The organism is Halorubrum salipaludis (assembly GCF_002286985.1).
Classification (GTDB): Archaea; Halobacteriota; Halobacteria; order Halobacteriales; family Haloferacaceae; genus Halorubrum; species Halorubrum salipaludis.
Genome location: NZ_NSKC01000002.1, coordinates 56,960 through 74,629 on the forward strand (window position 1 = coordinate 56,960; position 17,670 = coordinate 74,629).

Annotated in this window: 18 protein-coding genes; 9 read left to right on the forward strand and 9 right to left on the reverse strand. The window is 70.6% G+C overall.

Going from position 1 to position 17,670, the window contains the following annotated elements:
* Positions 1–418: 418 nt before the first annotated feature.
* The 4 genes from CK500_RS03000 to CK500_RS03015 all read right to left on the reverse strand — a co-directional run bounded on the left by CK500_RS03000 (position 419) and on the right by CK500_RS03015 (position 5,657).
* Entirely contained in the window at positions 419–1,474 is a 1,056-nt protein-coding gene (locus CK500_RS03000) for an ABC transporter permease (RefSeq protein WP_095635779.1), read from the reverse strand.
* Positions 1,467–3,380 (reverse strand): ABC transporter permease family protein, encoded by a 1,914-nt coding sequence (locus CK500_RS03005; RefSeq protein ID WP_095635780.1) that lies wholly within the window; start codon positions 3,378–3,380, stop codon positions 1,467–1,469. Before CK500_RS03005 ends, CK500_RS03000 begins: the two co-directional genes overlap by 8 nt.
* Positions 3,377–4,429, reverse strand: coding sequence for an ABC transporter ATP-binding protein (locus tag CK500_RS03010; protein ID WP_095635781.1), 1,053 nt, complete (start codon positions 4,427–4,429; stop codon positions 3,377–3,379). The genes CK500_RS03005 and CK500_RS03010 overlap by 4 nt, the downstream gene beginning before the upstream one ends.
* 151 nt (positions 4,430–4,580) lie before the next feature.
* Positions 4,581–5,657: a succinylglutamate desuccinylase/aspartoacylase family protein gene (locus CK500_RS03015; RefSeq protein ID WP_095635782.1), complete on the reverse strand. Its 1,077-nt coding sequence runs from the start codon at positions 5,655–5,657 to the stop codon at positions 4,581–4,583.
* Positions 5,658–5,735: 78 nt separating this feature from the next.
* On the opposite strand from CK500_RS03015, the gene CK500_RS03020 reads away from it, so the two are divergent.
* Both CK500_RS03020 and CK500_RS03025 read left to right on the forward strand, forming a co-directional pair.
* Positions 5,736–6,674: a hypothetical protein gene (locus CK500_RS03020; RefSeq protein ID WP_095635783.1), complete on the forward strand. Its 939-nt coding sequence runs from the start codon at positions 5,736–5,738 to the stop codon at positions 6,672–6,674.
* 436 nt (positions 6,675–7,110) lie between these two features.
* Positions 7,111–7,563, forward strand: coding sequence for an SRPBCC family protein (locus CK500_RS03025; protein WP_095636233.1), 453 nt, complete (start codon positions 7,111–7,113; stop codon positions 7,561–7,563).
* Between the two features lie 25 nt (positions 7,564–7,588).
* Here CK500_RS03025 and CK500_RS03030 read toward each other — a convergent pair whose 3' ends face one another.
* The gene (locus tag CK500_RS03030; protein ID WP_095635784.1) at positions 7,589–8,071 is read right to left on the reverse strand and encodes a VOC family protein; all 483 of its coding nucleotides are present in this window, start codon (positions 8,069–8,071) and stop codon (positions 7,589–7,591) included.
* Positions 8,072–8,192: 121 nt separating this feature from the next.
* On the reverse strand, positions 8,193–8,642 hold the full coding sequence (locus CK500_RS03035) for a DoxX family membrane protein (RefSeq protein WP_095635785.1): 450 nt from the start codon (positions 8,640–8,642) through the stop codon (positions 8,193–8,195).
* A gap of 69 nt (positions 8,643–8,711) precedes the next feature.
* Between CK500_RS03035 and CK500_RS03040 the strand changes: the two genes are divergently transcribed.
* Positions 8,712–9,137: a winged helix-turn-helix transcriptional regulator gene (locus tag CK500_RS03040; protein WP_095635786.1), complete on the forward strand. Its 426-nt coding sequence runs from the start codon at positions 8,712–8,714 to the stop codon at positions 9,135–9,137.
* 4 nt (positions 9,138–9,141) lie between these two features.
* Here CK500_RS03040 and CK500_RS03045 read toward each other — a convergent pair whose 3' ends face one another.
* Positions 9,142–9,354: a hypothetical protein gene (locus tag CK500_RS03045; RefSeq protein ID WP_095635787.1), complete on the reverse strand. Its 213-nt coding sequence runs from the start codon at positions 9,352–9,354 to the stop codon at positions 9,142–9,144.
* Positions 9,355–9,473: 119 nt separating this feature from the next.
* Here CK500_RS03045 and CK500_RS03050 point away from each other — a divergent pair, with 119 nt between their 5' ends.
* Positions 9,474–9,935 (forward strand): hypothetical protein, encoded by a 462-nt coding sequence (locus CK500_RS03050; RefSeq protein WP_095636234.1) that lies wholly within the window; start codon positions 9,474–9,476, stop codon positions 9,933–9,935.
* A gap of 17 nt (positions 9,936–9,952) precedes the next feature.
* On the opposite strand, the gene CK500_RS03055 is transcribed toward CK500_RS03050, so the two are convergent.
* Positions 9,953–10,231, reverse strand: coding sequence for an acylphosphatase (locus tag CK500_RS03055; RefSeq protein WP_095635788.1), 279 nt, complete (start codon positions 10,229–10,231; stop codon positions 9,953–9,955).
* Positions 10,232–10,346: 115 nt separating this feature from the next.
* Between CK500_RS03055 and CK500_RS03060 the strand changes: the two genes are divergently transcribed.
* From CK500_RS03060 to CK500_RS03080, 5 genes are all read left to right on the forward strand, one after another.
* The gene (locus tag CK500_RS03060; protein WP_095635789.1) at positions 10,347–11,846 is read left to right on the forward strand and encodes a phosphohexomutase domain-containing protein; all 1,500 of its coding nucleotides are present in this window, start codon (positions 10,347–10,349) and stop codon (positions 11,844–11,846) included.
* A 197-nt stretch (positions 11,847–12,043) separates the two neighbouring features.
* Complete coding sequence (locus CK500_RS03065; protein ID WP_095635790.1) at positions 12,044–13,117, forward strand: BMP family lipoprotein; 1,074 nt, start codon at positions 12,044–12,046, stop codon at positions 13,115–13,117.
* 125 nt (positions 13,118–13,242) lie between these two features.
* Complete coding sequence (locus tag CK500_RS03070; RefSeq protein ID WP_095635791.1) at positions 13,243–14,850, forward strand: ABC transporter ATP-binding protein; 1,608 nt, start codon at positions 13,243–13,245, stop codon at positions 14,848–14,850.
* Positions 14,847–16,193: an ABC transporter permease gene (locus CK500_RS03075; RefSeq protein ID WP_095635792.1), complete on the forward strand. Its 1,347-nt coding sequence runs from the start codon at positions 14,847–14,849 to the stop codon at positions 16,191–16,193. Before CK500_RS03070 ends, CK500_RS03075 begins: the two co-directional genes overlap by 4 nt.
* Positions 16,186–17,238: an ABC transporter permease gene (locus CK500_RS03080; RefSeq protein WP_095635793.1), complete on the forward strand. Its 1,053-nt coding sequence runs from the start codon at positions 16,186–16,188 to the stop codon at positions 17,236–17,238. The genes CK500_RS03075 and CK500_RS03080 overlap by 8 nt, the downstream gene beginning before the upstream one ends.
* A gap of 31 nt (positions 17,239–17,269) precedes the next feature.
* Here CK500_RS03080 and CK500_RS03085 read toward each other — a convergent pair whose 3' ends face one another.
* The gene (locus CK500_RS03085) at positions 17,270–17,587 is read right to left on the reverse strand and encodes a hypothetical protein (RefSeq protein ID WP_095635794.1); all 318 of its coding nucleotides are present in this window, start codon (positions 17,585–17,587) and stop codon (positions 17,270–17,272) included.
* Positions 17,588–17,670: the final 83 nt, after the last annotated feature.

Consider the following 17,670-nt stretch of genomic DNA (forward strand, 5'->3'; position numbering starts at 1 on the left):
AAGCCCTAGCCGCTCGCTTATAAGTTGTCGACCGCGGATCGACGACGAACTCCTCCAAAGCCCCAGCCGCTCGCTTATAAGTTGTCGACCGCGGATCGACGACGAACTCCTCCAAAGCCCCAGCCGTGCTCGGCTCCCACAGCTCGCTGCGCTCCTCAGTCGCTCGTTTCACTCACTCCTTGCGGTGCTTGCGTCGCTGGGGTTCGCCGAGCACGGCTGCCCCTTTGAATCCCACCCGTCCCGCACCGCCCCGCGCCTCACGCCTCCCCAGCCTCGTCGGTCGCCCTCCGCGTTGCTCCGGGCGACCGACTCCCTCGCACGCGCTCCTCGCGGCCGCCGATGGCGGCCGCTCGGAGGCGCGCGCCCACCGCCTCGTTCGTTTATAAGCAATCGCCGTTCGTTTATAAGTGATCGTCGCTCACGTCTCGAACCCGTTCTCCGCGACGATCGTCCGGACGCCGGCGTACGCGACCGCGGCGAGGCCGACGTACGCGACCACGAGGGCCGTCGTCGTCGCGTCGGCGCTGTCGATCGCGAGCCGCGCGACCGCGTTCGCGGGGCCGCCCGCCATCGCCGTGGCGCCGCCGAAGAGGACCAAGACGCCGATCGAGTAGAGGAACTGCGCCGCGCGCCGGTCGGGCGCGAGCGCCGAGATGGCGAGCGCCAGCGCGACGACAAGCGCGGTGAGCGCGGTCATCAGCACGAGGATCGACGGGACGTTCGCCACCGGCGTCCCGTTCGCGCGGAGCAGGAGCAGCCACAGCAGCGCCTGTCCGGGCGCGATCGCGACCGCCGCCAGCGCCTTCCCGTCGACGATCTCGCCGAGCGTGACGGGCGCGACGCGGAGCAGCTCGAAGGTCCCCTCGTCGAGCTCCTCGGTGATCGAGTCGACCACGAGCGACCCCGAGATGAAGACGGGGAGGAAGACGAGGACGGGGATCAACACGGTGTACGTGAACGTGAAGTACGGGCTGGTGCCGGTCCTGTCGGGCAGCGGCAGCGGGGATTCGCTCAGGTAGGCGGCCCGGTCCGCGCGCTCCTGACGCTCGTACGTCCGGAGCAGATCGCGGAGCTGAACGACGATCACGGTGGTCTCCACCGTCGCGTCCGGCGCGGTGACCACCACCGAGATCCCCCCGTCGTCGTTGCGGTTCGCGACCACCACCGCGTCGGCGGCGTTGCGGTCGAAGGCGAGCCGCGCCTCGCCGGCGTCCTCGTAGCGCGTCACCGAGGCCCCGTCGACCTCGCTCGCGGCGCGTTCGAGGTCGCTCACGGCGTCGCCCGCGCCAGCGACCTCCACCTCCGCGCCGCCGAGCGAGCCGGGGTCGTACATCGAGACGAGCCCGACGACGAGGAACGACGAGAACGCGGCGATGAACAGCTGGATCCCGATCGCGAGCAGGATCGTCTTCTCCGCGCGCAGCCCCGACAGCTCCCGGCCGGCGATCGTCAGGCGGCTGTCCCGGCTACGCATAGAGACGCACCACCCCGAAGTTGTACGCGGCGTGGATCAGCGTCGCTAGCGCCAGCGTCAGGACGTAGTACGTCCGGTTCCGGCTCGCGCCCACCGCGGCGAGCGTCGTCGCGAACCCGTGGAGGAGGAGGGGCGCGAAGAACAGCACCGCGACGGCGAGCGGTGAGAGCCCCTCCGCCCCGGCCACGCTCCCGAACGCGGCGCGGCCCACGTACAGCTCCGTGAGCCCGACCGCCTGCACGACTGCGGTGGCCTTCTCCGCGAGGAAGAAGCCGACCGCGGAGGCGACGCCGACCGCGACGGCGACCCGGTCTGTCCGGGCGAAGGCGTCGCGCTCGAACCCCGCGTAGAGGTGGACGCTCTTGGCGACCTCCTCGATGAACGCGATGGTCACGAGGAGGACCGGAATTGACACCGTGACCGGCAGCGCGAACAGCAGCGCGACGGCGAGCAGCTCCGCGACGAACACGAAGGGGATGGTGCAGGCCGTGAGGACGGCGACCGGGGCGAGCGCGCGGAGCCCGGACCGTGAACGGAGCGACCCGGTGCCCGCCTCCCCGACCGACCGGAGCCGCACCGCCAGCGCGTCGAGGAACTTCCGCCCGACAGGCTTCTGGGCGAACATGTCCTCCTCGCGGTAGACCCCGAGCCCGAGCCCGAACAGGAGCGCCGCCCCGACGGTCATCGGCCCGGTCGAGAAGAGGATCTCGCCGAGCCCGACCGCCTCCCCTTGCAGGTCGAAGACGACCAGCGTGAGCGGCGAGACGAGCGCCACGGGCGTGACGTTCGTGAAGATCGCCGGCACGAACGCGTACGTCGTGAGCAGGACGCTCACGCCGACCGTGACGAAGGTGAGCTCCTTGAACGACCGCGCGAACATCGCGCCGACGAAGGTGGCCCCGAGGAACGCCATCGCCACCGGGAGCACGGCCACGACCGAGAGCGCGCCGCCCCCGACCGCGGCCGCGATGAGCGCCGTGACGAGCGCCGCGACCGCGACGTACGGGAGGGTCTTCCCCGCGACGATGTCGACCGGGGACAGCGGCGTGACGAGCAGCGGCTCCCCGCGCCGGTTCGTCCGCTCGTCGAGGACCGACGAGCCGTACGCCTGGATGAGGAAGTTCATCGGCACGAGGAAGACGAAGGCCAAGAGGAGCGAGACGAACGGGAACGGAGGCGAGATCGCCCCCGGCGACCCGACCGTGTCGGCGCGGAACGCCCCGCCGCCGATCGAGGGGACCGCGAGCCCGCCGTCGCCGCCCTCCGCTGTGCCGTCTCCGCCGGTCTCGCCGGTCCCGTCGCTCCCGTCGGCGGAGTCGCCATCGCTCCCGTCGCCGTCGCCGCTCCCGTCCCCGCCCTCTCCGGAGCCGGCGTCGCTTCCGCCGTCGCCTCCCCCGAGGGTCGACCCCTCGTCGAGGCCGCTGGTCCGCCCGACGTACTGGAGGGCGACGGTGATCGGGAACGCGGCGGTCCGGTTCTCCTCGGCGGCCATCAGGCGCTCGTTGTGCGCCTCGACCGCCTCTCGGAACTCGGCCGCCGCGGCCTCCCCCTTCGGGGTGTCGCTGGCGCGGACCGTGACCGTCTCGACCGTCCCGCTCCGCGTGCCGTCGAACACGACGAGGTCGGCCGTGTCGCCGAGGACCGCGTCGTCGACGGGGACGCCCGTCAGCGCCGGCGCCTCCTCGACCGCGTCTGTGTAGGGTGAGTCACCGTCGACGGCGACGCGGTACACGTCGCGGTCGACGTCGAGCCCGACGACGCCGGCCGCGAGCCCCCCGCCGAGGACGCCGCCGGCGACGAGCAGGAGCGCGAGCGCCGCGAGCAGGGTCCGGCGGTCGACGCCGCCGCCCGCGCGGGCCGCCTCCCAGCGGGCGACCCGGAGGATCCGTTGGAGTCGGTCGATCACTCGGCCCCCTCCGGCGGCTCGGCCGGTCGCGTCTCGTCGCTCGCTCGCTCCCCGTCCCCGTCGTTGCCCCCGTCAGCAGCCTCCACGCCGCCGCCACCGGTGTACCGCCCGGGCATCGGCCGGCCGACGATGTCGAGAAACACGTCCTCCAGGCTCGGCTCTCGGGTGCGGATGTCGACGACCTCGCCGCCCGCCGCCGCCGCGGCCTCACGGACCGCCTCGACCGCGTCCATCGTCGGGACGGTGGTGCGGAAGCGGTCGCCGACCTCCTCGATCGCGGCGTCGAGGGCGTCGGGGCTGTCGAGATCGTCACGGTCGCCGAGAATCTCGACCAGCGCGTCGGTCCGAGCCGGGGAGACGTCGGTGAACACGCGGTAGGTCGTCTCGCCGTGTCGCTCGCGAATCCCGTCGACGCTTCCGCGGGCGACGATCCGCCCCTCGTTCATCACCGCGACGCGGTCGCAGACAGACTCGACGTGATAGAGGTTGTGAGCGGAGAAGACGACGGTCTTCCCGGTCTCGCGCAGCTCGTGGGTGAACTCCAGCACGGAGTTCGTCGTCACCGGGTCGAGCCCCGAGGCCGGCTCGTCGTACACGAGCACGTCGGGGTCGTTGACGAGCGACCGGGCGATGGCGACCTTGCGTTTCATCCCCTTCGACATGTCGCCGAGCCGGCGCTCGCGGTGGTCCAGTTCGAGCCGGTCGAGCGCCGCTTCGATCCGCTCGTTCGCGGCCTCGCGGGGCACGTCGTATAAGTCGGCGAAGAAGCGCAGGTACGACAGCGGCGTCATCTCCTCGTAGAGCGGCGACTCCTCCGGGAGGAAGCCGAGCTGCCGGCGCATCTCCGGGTCGTCAGAGGCGAAGCCGGCGACCTCGACCTCGCCGTCGGTGGGGTCGACGAGCCCGGCGAGCACCTTCAGCGTCGTCGTCTTCCCGGCGCCGTTCGGTCCGACGATGCCGAACACCTCGCCCTCTTCGACGGAGAAGGTGCTGTCGACGACGGCCGCGAAGTCGCCGTACGTCTTCCGCAGCCCCTCCACTTCGATCATGCGCTCGGGTCCGCCGTCGGGCGGGTTAAACCCACGCCCGCGGCTATCACCCGCGAGAACGCGGGGAAGGCGCGGAACGGTGGAAGATGCGTGGAGCGACGGGAGGTGCGCGGAACGGTGGGAGATGAACGGAACGGAGCGGTACGGCCCCTCAGTCGTCGCTCCAGGCGTCGCCGTGCGAGCGGTATCCGTCGAACTCGCCGACCTCGATCTCGCGTTCGATCTCGGCGCGCGTCTCGGCGTCGATCTGGACGATGTGACAGAGGGGGTGGCCCGGCGCGGCGACCGGGTTCTCCAGCGACCCGAGGATCAGCCCGTCGAAGGGCGCCTCGACCGCGTGTTCCTCCGTCTTGAAGTGGTTCGTGATCGTACAGATCGTCTCGCCCTCGTAGACCAACGGGTACGGGCCCCACTCCATCTCGACGAGCCCGCCGGTGTCGGCGCGGAGCCACCGCTTCGTACTGTCTGCGGCGGTCGACTGATACCACCCCGGCCAGTGGACGGCCTCGCCGGGCGTGATCTCGTACTCGGCGAGGACGCTCTCGACGCCCTGTAACGCCTTCTCGATGAGCACCGGTTGGAACCGGTGGGCGCGCCCCATCTCGACCGTGACTGTCGGGATCCCGTCCGCGGTCGCAGTCGACCGGAGCGACCCCTCGTCGCCGGTCCCGTACAGCACCACGTTCGTCGCGAACGCCCGCGCGAGCCGCCGGACGCCGGGATTGTCGAGGTCGGCCCGGGCGTGGTAGATCGTCGTCCGGTTCTGCGTCGACGTGTGGAAGTCGAGCCCCAGGTCGCACTGCGCGACGAACCGCCGGTAGATCCGGTTGGCCATCCGCTCGGTGGTGTTCGAGCGCTCCTTTCCGGGGAACGACCGGTTCATGTCTTGGTCGTAGATGGGCGTGTCGCGGCGCTGCGCCTCGTAGGCCGGAACGTTACACACGTGGAGACAGACCAAGGTCCCGTGGAGGTCGCCGGGCGAGTAGCGGTCGGCGACCTCCTGGACCACCTTGACCCCGTTGAGCTCGTCGCCGTGAATGCCGGCGCTCAAGAAGAGGTTCGGGCCGCCGCCCTCCCCGTTGACGATCGTCACCGGCATCTCGATCGGGTCGCCGAGGTACGTCTCGCCGACCTCGTACCGGATCCGCCGCTTCTCGCCGGGCTCGACCTCGGCGTCGTACCGGAACGGCTCCGGTTCGGATCGCGCTTTCGGGTGCGGATCGCTCATACGTCGCCGTCGCGCGTCGGGACCAAAACCGTTCGGCCGCCGGTAGCCTTACGGCGTCCCTTCGAGAACACTCTCCGCATGAGCGACCGACGGGGGAGTACTGAGGGGCGCGACGACGCGCCGGACGGGGCCGGCGGCGCCGCGGCGTCCGATCACCCGGGCGAGCGGGCCGAGGACGCCGCCACCGAGGGTCCGGCCGGAACTGTCGGGAACGCTCCCATCGATCCCGCGGTCGCTGCGACGACCCGCGAGGAGCTGCGCACCACGTTCGACTACCAGGTCGAGCGGCTCCGCGAGATCGACAACAAGGCGATCGAGATCCTGAAGGCGAACCTGCTGCTCATCGGGATCGTCGTCACCGGCGGCTCCATCGTCGTCCAGACGACGGTGGACCTGGCCGCCTTCTTGAACCCCTTCACCGTGGTCGGTGGGCTCCTCCTGCTCGCGTCGACCGGGCTGGCCGCGGTCACCTACACCGCGTCGGACCTCCGCGGCGGGCTGGACCTCAAGGCCGTCGACGCCGTGGTCACCGCCGAACGGAACGGGGGGTCGGACTCTTCCGACGCCCCGGAGTTCGACGAGCGGCTCCTCCGGAGCTACGCCGAGTGGATCGATTACAACGCCCGGGTCACCGCCGTCAACGACCTGCTGGCGACGGTGACGGTCCTGCTGATCTTCGTCGCCTTCGTCTACGTGATCGCGGGGGTCGTCGTGGGGGCGGCGGGGCTCACGCCGGTCGAGTCGTGGACCTCGTTCCTCGTTCTCACGGCCTTCTCGGTCGCGTTCACGTGGGTCTCCGCCCACATGGACCACCTCGGTCCCGAGACCACCCATCCGGCGGCGTCGTTCGCCGGGATCCCGCTCTCGAAGGGCGGAGACAGGCGGCAGGCGTGGTCGTCGCTGCGCGCCATGCTCGGTCGGGCCCCCACCGAGGAGGAGGAACTCGGAATCGCGCCGACCGAGACGGGTCTCGACGCGGATGGAGCGAGCCGCGACGACGCGGACTCGGAGCGGTAGTGAGAACCGGGGGGCGGACGGTGCGGGGACCGATCGACGGTCCCGAGAAAACGCGATACCGGTCGGTACGCGAGCCGGGAAAGCAGAGAGAAACCCGCGCTTACTCGCCGGGCGTTACTCCTCTTCTTCCTCTTCTTCGACGGGGCCTCGTCCTCGTTCCCAGACGGCTTTCGCCGATGTGCCGTTCGGTGCCGTGTGCGAGACGTCTTTCATGGTGTCGCGGTCGTTTGCCATCTTGGCGCAGGATAGCGAGGATCCCCGTATTAACCCTTCGTGGAAAGAGATAATGAGACCTGATACCATTTAAGGAATTAATATGTGTCGGCTTAACTGCGACGAGACCGTTGGACGGATCGTGACTTTCCCGCCTCGTCTCGGATGCGAATCGGACGGACGTTTCGATCTCGGCGCGTGCGACGAGGGGTCGCCGTCGACGGTGGTTCGCGAGGGCGCGACGCTCGCCGTGGGCCGCGACGTCGCGGTCGCCCCGGCGGTCGCCGCCGAGCGCCTCCGGGACACCCGCGCGTGGCCCGACTGGGGACCGGCGATAGACGCGGTGGAGAGCGACGACCGGTACGTGACTCGCGGGACGACGGGACGCGTTCGCGTCGCCGGCGGGTGGGTCCCGTTCCGCGTGACCGCGTGCAACGATCGCCGCTGGGACTGGCAGGTCGCCGGGATCCCGGCGACCGGTCACCGCGTCGACCGCTACGCCGGCGAGCCCGACCGCAGCCGCGTCGTCGTCGAGGTGCCGCTGGTCGCGGCGTGGTACGTCCCCGTCTGTCGGCGAGCGCTCGACCGGTTCGCGGCGCTGGTCGAGGAGCGGGGGAGCGAGGAGTCAGGCGAGGGGTCGGGCGGGCGCGCAGCCGGCACCGATGTCGACGGCTGACGGGGCGGTTCCGCCGCGACGCCGCTCAGCTCTCGTACCCCTCCGCGAACGGGTCGATCTCCTCGCTGCCGGGCTCCTCCTCGTCGCGGGTGAACCCCGGTCCCGCCGTCGCCAGCTCGAAGACGAGCCCGTCGGGGTCGCTGAAGTAGATGCTCTTGAAGTACGTGCGGTCCTTCACCTCGGAGACGCGCACGTCCTTCTCGCGAAGGTGCTCTTGCCACTCGCGGAGCGTCTCCTCGTCTTCGACGCCGAACGCGAAGTGGTGGCTCGCGCCCGGCCCCGGCGCCCCCTGCGAGTTTGGGTACTCGAAGTAGGTGACGTTGGTCCCCGGCTCGCCCGTCGGCGTGGGCGAGAAGTAGTAGTGGGGCGTCCCCGGGTCGTCGTAGTTCTGCGTCCGCTTGACCGTGTGCCACCCGAGCACGTCCTCGTAGAACGCGACGGTCTCGTCCATGTCGGTGCAGATGTTCGTCACGTGGTGCAGCCCGGTGGTGGGTGGCGCGTCAGTCATTGTCTGTGAGATTGGTTGTCGGGCGGAAAGTTAGTGGTACGGGTCCTCGGGGCGTCGACGTTCGAGACGACGAGTCGGTCCGAGTCGAGGATACGAGTCGAGGGTCGTCAGTCGCGCCGGCTCAGAACAGCCCGAGGCCGGCCGCGTAGGGCCACGCGGTGCCGCCGACGGCCAGCAGCGCGAGCGCGGCGCCGGCGCCGTAGACGTTCTTGAGGAAGCTCGTCATCTCGCTCTGCTTCTCCTCCGGGTCGTCGACCGACCAGAAGTCGTGCATCGTCACGGCCGAGACGAGCAGGAAGGCGGCGAGGGCGCCGGCGGCGAGGACGGGGAACGCGCCGGCGGCGACGCCGAGCCCGCCGAGCACTAAGACGAGCCCGGAGGCGATCACGGAGAAGCGCGGCGCCGGGAGCCCCTTGAACTCGGCGTAGCCGGCCATGGTCTCGAGGTCCATGAAGTGGTTCAGTCCCATGAACGCGAGCGTGGCGCCGAACAGCAGGCGACCGAGCAGGAAGAGTTCGCCCGCGAACGGGGCGTCGAACTGAAGCGGTATCGTTGCGATTTCAGCTAACATCGTGTAACCACATGTACGGACGTAACCTATTTATCGCTTCCCGGACAATAGGGTAAGCAGGTAACACCCATGTCATCGCAGGATCTCGCCGGGTCGCCCCCGGCGGAAACGGCCGACGCGGAGTCCGGCACGGACGCGTCCACCGCCTCCGACGCCGCTTCGACCACAGACGCCTCCTCGGCCCCCGAGACGCCGTGTCCCGTCGTCGACTCGATCGAACAGATCGGCTCGAAGTGGCGCCTCGTCGTCCTCCACGAGCTGTTGAGCGGCGAGTCGCGGTTCAACGAGCTGAAACGCGAGACCGACGCCAACGCCCGAACCCTCTCGCGCGTGCTCGACGACCTCCAGGAGACTGGCTTCGTCGACCGACGGCTGGAGGAGGACTCGCCGGTGGCGACCTACTACAGCCTGACGGCCAAAGGCGAGTCGCTCGCGCCCGTCTTCGAAGAGATCGACGACTGGGCCCACGAGTGGCTCGCCGAGTGTAACGCGTAGGCGGTCACTCCCCGTCCGGGAGCGCCCGTCTGAACGCCGGCCAGAACGGAACGAGAAGCGCTCCCGAGACGACCGCGAGCGCCGGCACCGCCCACTCGATCGGCAGCCACACGCTCACGAGCACGGCCGTGAGACCGAAGGCGGCGACGAGGTAGACGGCCACCAGCACCTCGACGGAGCGAAATCGGTGGGAGACGGGAGAGGGGATGGGAACCATGACTGAGAGGGCGATGCGTTTCGGATCGGGACCCTCGAGGATACGTTTTGTGCCTCCGGCGGGTCGACGAATCCGATCCCACCGAAACCGACACGGCCCTCCGACCCCTACGGATCCCCGTGTACGCCGGACTGAAGAACACCCCCTGTTGCCTGTGTGGCCGCGACGACACTCACACACGGATCGCGGTGCCGCCGCGGGCGCTCACCCTCATGAAGAACGGCGGCCCGATCTCGTGGCGCGACGTGGTGGGCACGGTGACGCTCCGCTTCTGCGCGGACGACTGGGAGCTCGTGAGCGACCTCGCGATCGAGATGGACGTGCACCCGCTCTCGCGGTGTAACGCGGCGCACGTCTCCTTGGACCTCCGCGAGGACCACGAGGCGCTGCTGTCGGCGGTGAAGGGCGAGACTGACCAGACGGAGCTGGAGGCGCGGCTCGAACGCGAGGCGGAGTCGACGCTCGACGCCGTCGACGACCCCTACACCGAGGAGCGCGACGTGGTCGAAGCGATCGTGGTGTTGCGGGCGCTGGAGGAACTGGGCGTGCGGGACCCGCCGGGCGATCCGGTCGCTCCCTGACCCCGCCGCGACCCCGGCTACCACCTGACCTCGAACCCGTCGAGCCCCTCCGGCGCCTCGTAGGTGGCGTCGACGTCGTCGACGTCGGCCGCCTTGCTCCCCGTCTCGCACCACGCGACCATCTCACGGACCGCCTCTTCCGGCCCCTCGAAGACGGCCTCGACGCGCCCGTCGTCGAGGTTGCGCACCCAGCCGTCGACGCCCGCCTCCCGAGCGGTGTCGCGCGTCGTCGCGCGGTAGTAGACGCCCTGCACGCGCCCCGAGACGTACACGTGTGCTCGCGTTCGGTCGGTCATCGGTGAGGGGTGCGGCCGCCGTCCTGTTAAGCGTCGCGGGGGATCGAGCCGCGACCGACCGTCCCGGCGACCCGCAACCGACGACTTCTAACGACCGCCGACCGACACCTGCGGTATGGACTTGTTCGGAACCGCGGGGATCCGCGGCAGCGCCGAGGGACGGGTCACGCCGGAGCTCGCGCTGTCCGTCGGGCGAGCCGTCGCGGCGGAGGTACGGTCGGCCGAGGAGGGAGCCGAGGGCGGGGCGGCGCCGACCGCCGAGGTCGTCCTCGCCCGCGACGGGCGCGTGACCGGCCCGGCGATCGCGGCCGCGATGGAGTCGGGGCTCGCCTCCGGCGGCGTCAGGGTGCTCCGCGCCGGGCGGCTCCCGACGCCGGCGCTCGCGCACGCCTCGCAGGGCCGGTACGGCGTGATGCTGACGGCCTCGCACAACCCGCCGGCCGACAACGGGATCAAGCTGTTCCGGGACGGGAGCGAGTTCGACCGGGAGGCCGAGCTGGCGGTCGAGGAGCGCGTCGCGGGCGAGGAGCGCCCCGCGGCGTGGGACGAGTGGACCGAGACGGAGCGCGTCGACACCCTCGGCGGCTACCTCGACGCGGTCCGCGCGTACGCGGAGGGGTTCGGCGACGACCTCGACGGCCTCCGGGTCGCGGTCGACTGTGGGAACGGGATGTCCGCGCCCGCGACGCCGACCGTCCTGCGGGAGCTGGGCGCCGAGGTCGTCACGCTCAACGGGAACGTCGACGGCCACTTCCCCGGCCGCGGGAGCAAGCCGACGCCCGAGACCCTCCGCGACCTCCGGGCGTTCGTCGCCGACGCCAACGAGGGCGTGGAGGAGCCGGGACGCCTCGACGCCGGCGGCGGGGCCGACGAGGGCGCCGGCGACGCCGAGGGGTTCGCCTTCGGGATCGGTCACGACGGCGACTCGGACCGCATCGTGATCGTCGACGCCGACGGCGACGTGGTCCACGAGGACACCGTCCTCGCGCTGCTCGCCGAGCGCTACACCCGCGAGAGCGACGCCGCCGACCCGGTGGTCGTGACGACGCCGAACGCCTCCGGCCGGATCGACGAGCGCGTCCGCGAGGCCGGCGGCCGGGTCGAGCGCGTCCGCCTCGGCGCGCTCCACGAGGGGATCGCGGCGGTGCGCGCGGAGGCGGCGGACGGCGACGACGGAATCGATTCCGACACCAGCGTCGTCTTCGCCGCGGAACCGTGGAAGCACATCCACGTCCGCTTCGGCGAGTGGATTGACGGGGTGGCGTCGGCCGCTGTGATCGCCCGGCTCGTCGCCGAGTCGGGCCTCGACGCGCTCCGCGAGCCGATCACGGAGCGCCCGTACCGCAAGGTCAGCGTCGACTGCCCGGACGCGGCCAAGCCCGGCGTGATGGACCGGCTGGGAACGACCCTGCCCGACGCCTTCCCGGACGCGACCGTCGACACCGACCACGGGGTCCGGCTGGAGTTCCCGGACGCCTCGTGGACGCTCGTCCGCCCCTCCGGGACGGAGCCGTACGTGCGGGTGTACGCCGAGAGCGACGAGGTCGACGAGCTGATCGCGGGCGTCGAGGCCGTCGTCGAGGACGCGGTGGCCGCGGTCGGCGGCGACGAGTAGCCCTCCGCTCAGCGGTGCGCGAAATCGGATCGCCCGCGATCCGCCTGATCGTTCCTGATACACCACGAACATGGGTACGATCTCCGGGCTATCGCGGCGAATAGGCGACGCGCTTTCCGCGGGATCGCGCGAACGTGCAACACTCAGGCGGGGAGAGCGACGAATTTATGCCGCGTAGCCGCCCCGTTGTAGGTGACATGGCATCCGACTTCGATCGGCGGCGGTTCCTCAAGGCGGCGAGCGCGGCGGGCCTCGTGGGCCTCGCCGGCTGTAGCGGCGGATCGAGCGACGACGGCGACGACGTGCCCGCGACGGTCGGCATCGTCTACTCCGACGGGGGCCTCGGCGACAACTCCTTCAACGACGCGGCACAGCAGGGGCTCCTCGACGCGGAAGAGGAGTTCGGCATCGCGTACGACGAGTCGCAGCCGTCCGACACGGGCGAGTTCGGTCAGTACCAGCAGCGGTACGCGAGCTCGACGGACCCGGACTACGACTTGGTCTCCTGTATCGGGTTCAACCAGACGGACGCGCTCGCGGAGAACGCGCCGGATTTCCCGGACGAGGACTTCATGCTCGTCGACTCCGTGGTCGAGGAGCCGAACGTGGCGAGCTACCTGTTCCGCGAGCACGAGGGGTCGTTCCTGATGGGCGTGCTCGCCGCGCGGCTGACCGAGATGGAGTTCTCGGCGGGCGCGGGGTCGACGGCCTCCGACTCGACGAACCTCGGGTTCGTCGGCGGCGTCGACAGCCCGGTCATCCGCCGGTTCCAGGCCGGCTTCGAGGCCGGCGTCGACTACGCCTCCGACGACGTCGACGTCATCACGAGCTACGTCGGCAGCTACGCCGACCCCTCGGGCGGTCAGGAGGCCGCGCTGTCGATGTACCAGAGCGGCGCCGACGTCGTGTACCACGCCTCGGGCGCCACGGGCGTCGGCGTCTTCCAGGCGGCACAGGAGGAGGGCCGGTTCGCGCTCGGCGTCGACCTCGACCAGTCGATCACCGAGCCCGAGTTCTCCGACGTGATCCTGGCGTCGATGGTGAAGCGCGTCGACACCGCCGTCTACGAGTCGATCTCGAACGTCATCGACGGCGAGCACCAGGGCGGCGAGACGGTCGCGCTCGGTCTGGAGTCGAACGGCGTCGAGTGCGTCTACGGCGACGAGATCGGCGGCGAGGTCCCGGACGAGGTCGTGACCGCGGTCTCCGACGCCCGCGACGCGATCATCGCCGGCGACATCGACGTGCCGGAGACCACCGACGGGAACTGAGCCGGCGCTCGGAGCCGCACCGCCGCGGTTCTCCGTGCTCTCGTCGTCCGGATTCGCCCGCCGATCGCCCGCGCCTCGCGGCAAAATCCGCGCTCTTTTAGGCTCCGACGCGGAGTTACGGGTGAATGAACCCGGCGGTCCACATGGACGGCATCACGAAGCGATTCCCCGGGGTCGTCGCGAACGACGACGTGGATCTCGCGGTGGAGCGGGGGAGCGTCCACGCCCTGCTCGGCGAGAACGGGGCCGGCAAGACCACGCTGATGAACGTGTTGTACGGTCTCTACGAGCCGACCGAGGGAACCGTGTTCCTCGACGGCGAGCCGCAGTCGTTCCGCTCGCCGCGGGACGCGATCGACGCGGGCGTCGGCATGATCCACCAGCACTTCATGCTCGTCGACCCGATGACGGTGTGGGAGAACGTCGTCCTTGGTAACGAGCCGAAGACGTGGGGCGGCCTCCGCGTCGACAGGGAGGCCGCCCGCGAGGCGGTCGTCGACCTGAGCGAGCGCTACGGCTTCGACGTGGACCCCGACGCGCGGATCGAGGACGTCTCGGTGGGCGTCCAACAGCGCGTCGAAATCCTGAAGGCGCTGTACCGCGGCGCCGACGTGCTCATCCTCGACGAGCCGACTGCGGTGTTGACGCCCCAGGAGGTCGAGGACCTCTACGGCGTCTTCGAGGAGCTCACCGATCAGGGAAAGACGATCATCTTCATCTCGCACAAGCTCGGCGAGGCGCTGTCGGCCGCCGACGAGATCACGGTCCTCCGCGACGGCGTCAACGTCGGCACGGTCGCGTCCGAGGACGTGACCCGCGAGGAGCTCGCGGAGATGATGGTCGGCCGCGAGGTACTGATGGAGCCGGCGACGACGCCGCAGGAGCCGGGCGAGCGCGTGCTGGAGGCGACGGACGTGCGCGCAGAGGACGACCGCGGCGTCGAGGCGGTGTCGGGGATCTCCTTCGAGGTCCGCGCGGGCGAGGTGTTCGGCATCGCGGGCGTCGACGGTAACGGCCAGTCGCAGCTCGTGGAGGCGATCACCGGGATGCGAGAGCCGACCGACGGGTCGATAACCTACCTCGGGGAGCCGATGGCCGGCGAGAGCCGCCGGGAGCACATCGACCGCGGGATGGCGTTCATCCCCGAGGACCGACAGGAACGGGGACTGGTGATGTCGTACGACCTGACCGAGAACGGCATCCTCGGGAGCCAGCACGACCCGCCGTTCGCCGAGGGCGGCCGGCTCGACTGGCGCGCCTCCCGCGACCACGCCGAGTCCGTGATCGAGCAGTACGACGTGCGACCGCCGAACGCCGACGCCGAGGCGGAGTCGCTCTCCGGCGGCAACCAACAGAAGTTCATCGTGGGACGGGAGTTCGAGCGCGACCCGGAGCTGGTCGTGGCGATGCATCCGACCCGGGGGGTCGACATCGGGTCCACGGAGTTCCTCCACGACCGCCTCCTCGAGCTGCGCGCCGAGGGGAAGGCGGTCCTCCTGGTCTCCTCGAAGCTGGACGAGGTACAGGGGCTCTCCGACCGGCTCGCCGTGATCCACGACGGGGAGTTCACCGGCGTCGTCGACCCCGCCACGGTGACCGAAGAGGAGATCGGGCTGCTGATGGCCGGCGAGACGCTCGACGGCGACTCCGTCGAGGGGGCCGCGGTCCACGACGCCGTGGGGGAAGCGGAGGCCGCCGGAACAGATGACGGCGACGCGGGGGTGGACGCGTGAGCCGATCCGACGCCGGGTCCGACGACGCGGGCGAGTCCGATCGGCTCCCCTCGATCGCCCGCCGCGTCGTCGCGCCGTTCGTCGACCGGACGGTCGCTGAGCGCCTCGTGATAAGCGTCGCTGCGATCCTGCTCTCGATCGTCGTCGGGTTCGCCATCGTGCTCGTCTCCGGCCGCGTCGCGCAGTGTGGCACCGCGGCGTGGACGATGCCGCTCACCGGGATCGGCTTCTGTTACGACCCGGTCGAGGTGTACCTCGTCCTGTTCAACGGCGCGCTGGGGTACCCCTTCGCGGTCGGCGAGCCGGGGCTGTTCAATCCCAACTGGACCCCGTTCAACCTCTCGCTCGGGCTGACGCTCTCGGAGACGACGCTTCTGATCTTCACCGGGCTCTCCGTCGCGGTCGCGTTCCGCGCCGGGCTGTTCAACATCGGGACGCAGGGGCAGCTCGTGGTCGGGGCGCTGGCGACCGCGCTGACAGTGCTCGCCGCGGCGCCGTTCCTCCCGGAGGGCCCCGTCGCGGGCGTGGCGCTGATCGTCGTCGGCACCCTCGCCGGCGCGGTCGGCGGCGGGTTCTGGGGCGCGATCCCCGGCGCGCTGAAGGCGTACGCCGACGCCAACGAGGTGATCACGACGATCATGCTCAACTTCATCGCGGCGAACATCGCGTACGTCCTCGTGCTGGAAGTGTTCCGCGCCGAGGGGTCGTCGGTCGTCGCCACCGAGTACGTCCCCGAGCACGCCCGGTTCCTCCCGTGGTTCTTCCCGGAGTCGAGCGACTTCGCGCTGCTGGCGCTGCTCGTCGGGTTCGGCTTCATCGGCGGGCTCTACTACCTCGTCGAGCACACCTCGTTCGGCTACGACCTGCGCACCAGCGGGGTGCAGGCGGCCGCCGCCGAGTACGGCGGCGTGAACGCGAAGGCGACGACCGTGCGGGCGATGACGCTCTCGGGCGCGATCGGGGGCGTCGGCGGCGCGGTGTGGGTGCTGATGTCCGAGGGCCGGTGGCTCGAGTCCGTCCCAGCGCTCGGCTTCGACGGGATCACCGTCTCCATCCTCGCCGGGAACAACCCACTCGGCGTGTTGCCGGCGGCGTTCCTCTTCGGACTGCTGAAGGGCGGCGCCTTGGAGATCGGCTTCCGGACCGACGTGCCGACGGAGCTCGTCGGCGTGTTGCGCGGGCTGATCATCCTGTTCGTGGCCATGCCGGAGTTCTTCCGGATGGCCGGCCGGTACGCCGGCCTCGGCTCTCGGGGTCCGAGGGGTCCCGACGCCGGCGGGTCCGGAGAGACGGAGCCGGCGGACGACGCGGCCGCGGTCGAAGGGGGTGAGGCCGATGCGTAATCCCCTCGCCGACGTCTCGATACCGGTCCTCGACGACCTGGTCGAGTCCGACTACGTGCGGTCGCTGATCGTGGGCACGGTCGGCGTGCTCGGCGCGCTACTGGTGTTGGGGACGCTGTTCCCCGACTCCGTCGCGGGCGACCTCTCGGGGATCGTCTTTTCGACGAGCACCGCGGCGTCGACGGCGCGGCTCGCCGCCCCGATCGTGCTCGCCGGCCTCGGCGGCATCTTCGCCGAGAAGTCCGGCGTCATCAACATCGGCCTGGAGGGGCTGTTGATCATCTCGGCGTTCGCCTCCGTCTACGTCGCCTCGGTCGTCGGGATCGGGAACGCGGTGCTCGGCGTGCCCGCCATCTGGGTCGGCTTCCTCGCCGGGATCGCGGCGTCGACGGCGCTCGCGGCCGTGTTCGGGATCGTCTGTATCGAGTTCAAGGCGGACCAGATCATCGCCGGGCTCGCGGTCTGGCTCATCGCCCTCGGGCTCGCGCCGTTCATGTCGACGGTGTTCTTCGGCGGGGTCAACACGCCGAACCTCGGGGCGCGCGTGAGCTGGCGGTACTCCGCGGTGATGGTCGTGGTCGCGACGCTCGCGTCGTGGTGGGCCCTGAACCGGACCGCGTTCGGGAAGCACCTGCGGGCGGCCGGCGAGAACCCGAAGGCCCTCGACACCGTGGGCGTCTCCGTCTCGAAGGTGCGCCACGCCGGCGTGCTCCTCTCGGGCGTGCTCTCCGGCGTCGGCGGGTCCGCGCTCGCGCTCTCGATCGGCCAGTTCGTCGGCTCCGGCGAGACGATGGTGCAGGGCAAGGGGTTCATCGCCATCGTGGCGTACCTGTTCGGCAACTACAACCCGCTCGGGACGCTGGGGGCCGGCGTGCTGTTCGCCGGGCTCGACGCGATCCAGATCCGGCTCCAGCAGCTCGGCTACGCGATCCCCGACACGCTGGTCCAGACGATCCCGTACGTGGTCGTCATCCTGGTGCTCGCGCTGGTCGGTCGCACGCGGCTCCCGGAGGCGGCGGGCGAGCACTACGAGACCGAGGACTGAGCCGACCGATCCGAGCGGTCGATCCGGACGGTCACTCGGCGTGCTCGCGGATCACGCTCGCCGCCTCCCCGACCGGTCGATCCGACAGCTCGGCGAACGAGACGTCGACCGCGTCCACGTCGACCCCTTCGAGCCGGGCGATCTCGGCGACGTGGTCGGGCGAGTCGACGGCGGCAATCGTCTCCTCGACCGACTCGGGCGACCGCCCGTACCAGGAGGCCAGCTCGCCCGCGCCGATCCCCTTGTCGTAGGCGACGGCGAGCATCAGCGCGGCCACGGTCTCTCCCCGGCGAACCTCAGAGAGCCACTCTCGGAGGCGGTCCGTGTCGACGTGGTCGAGCCCCGTCATACGGGGTCTCACGGCCTCGACCGAATTAAAACGGGCCCCGAACGGGGGCCGATGGGGCGTCGCCGATCGGCGGTCCGGGTCGC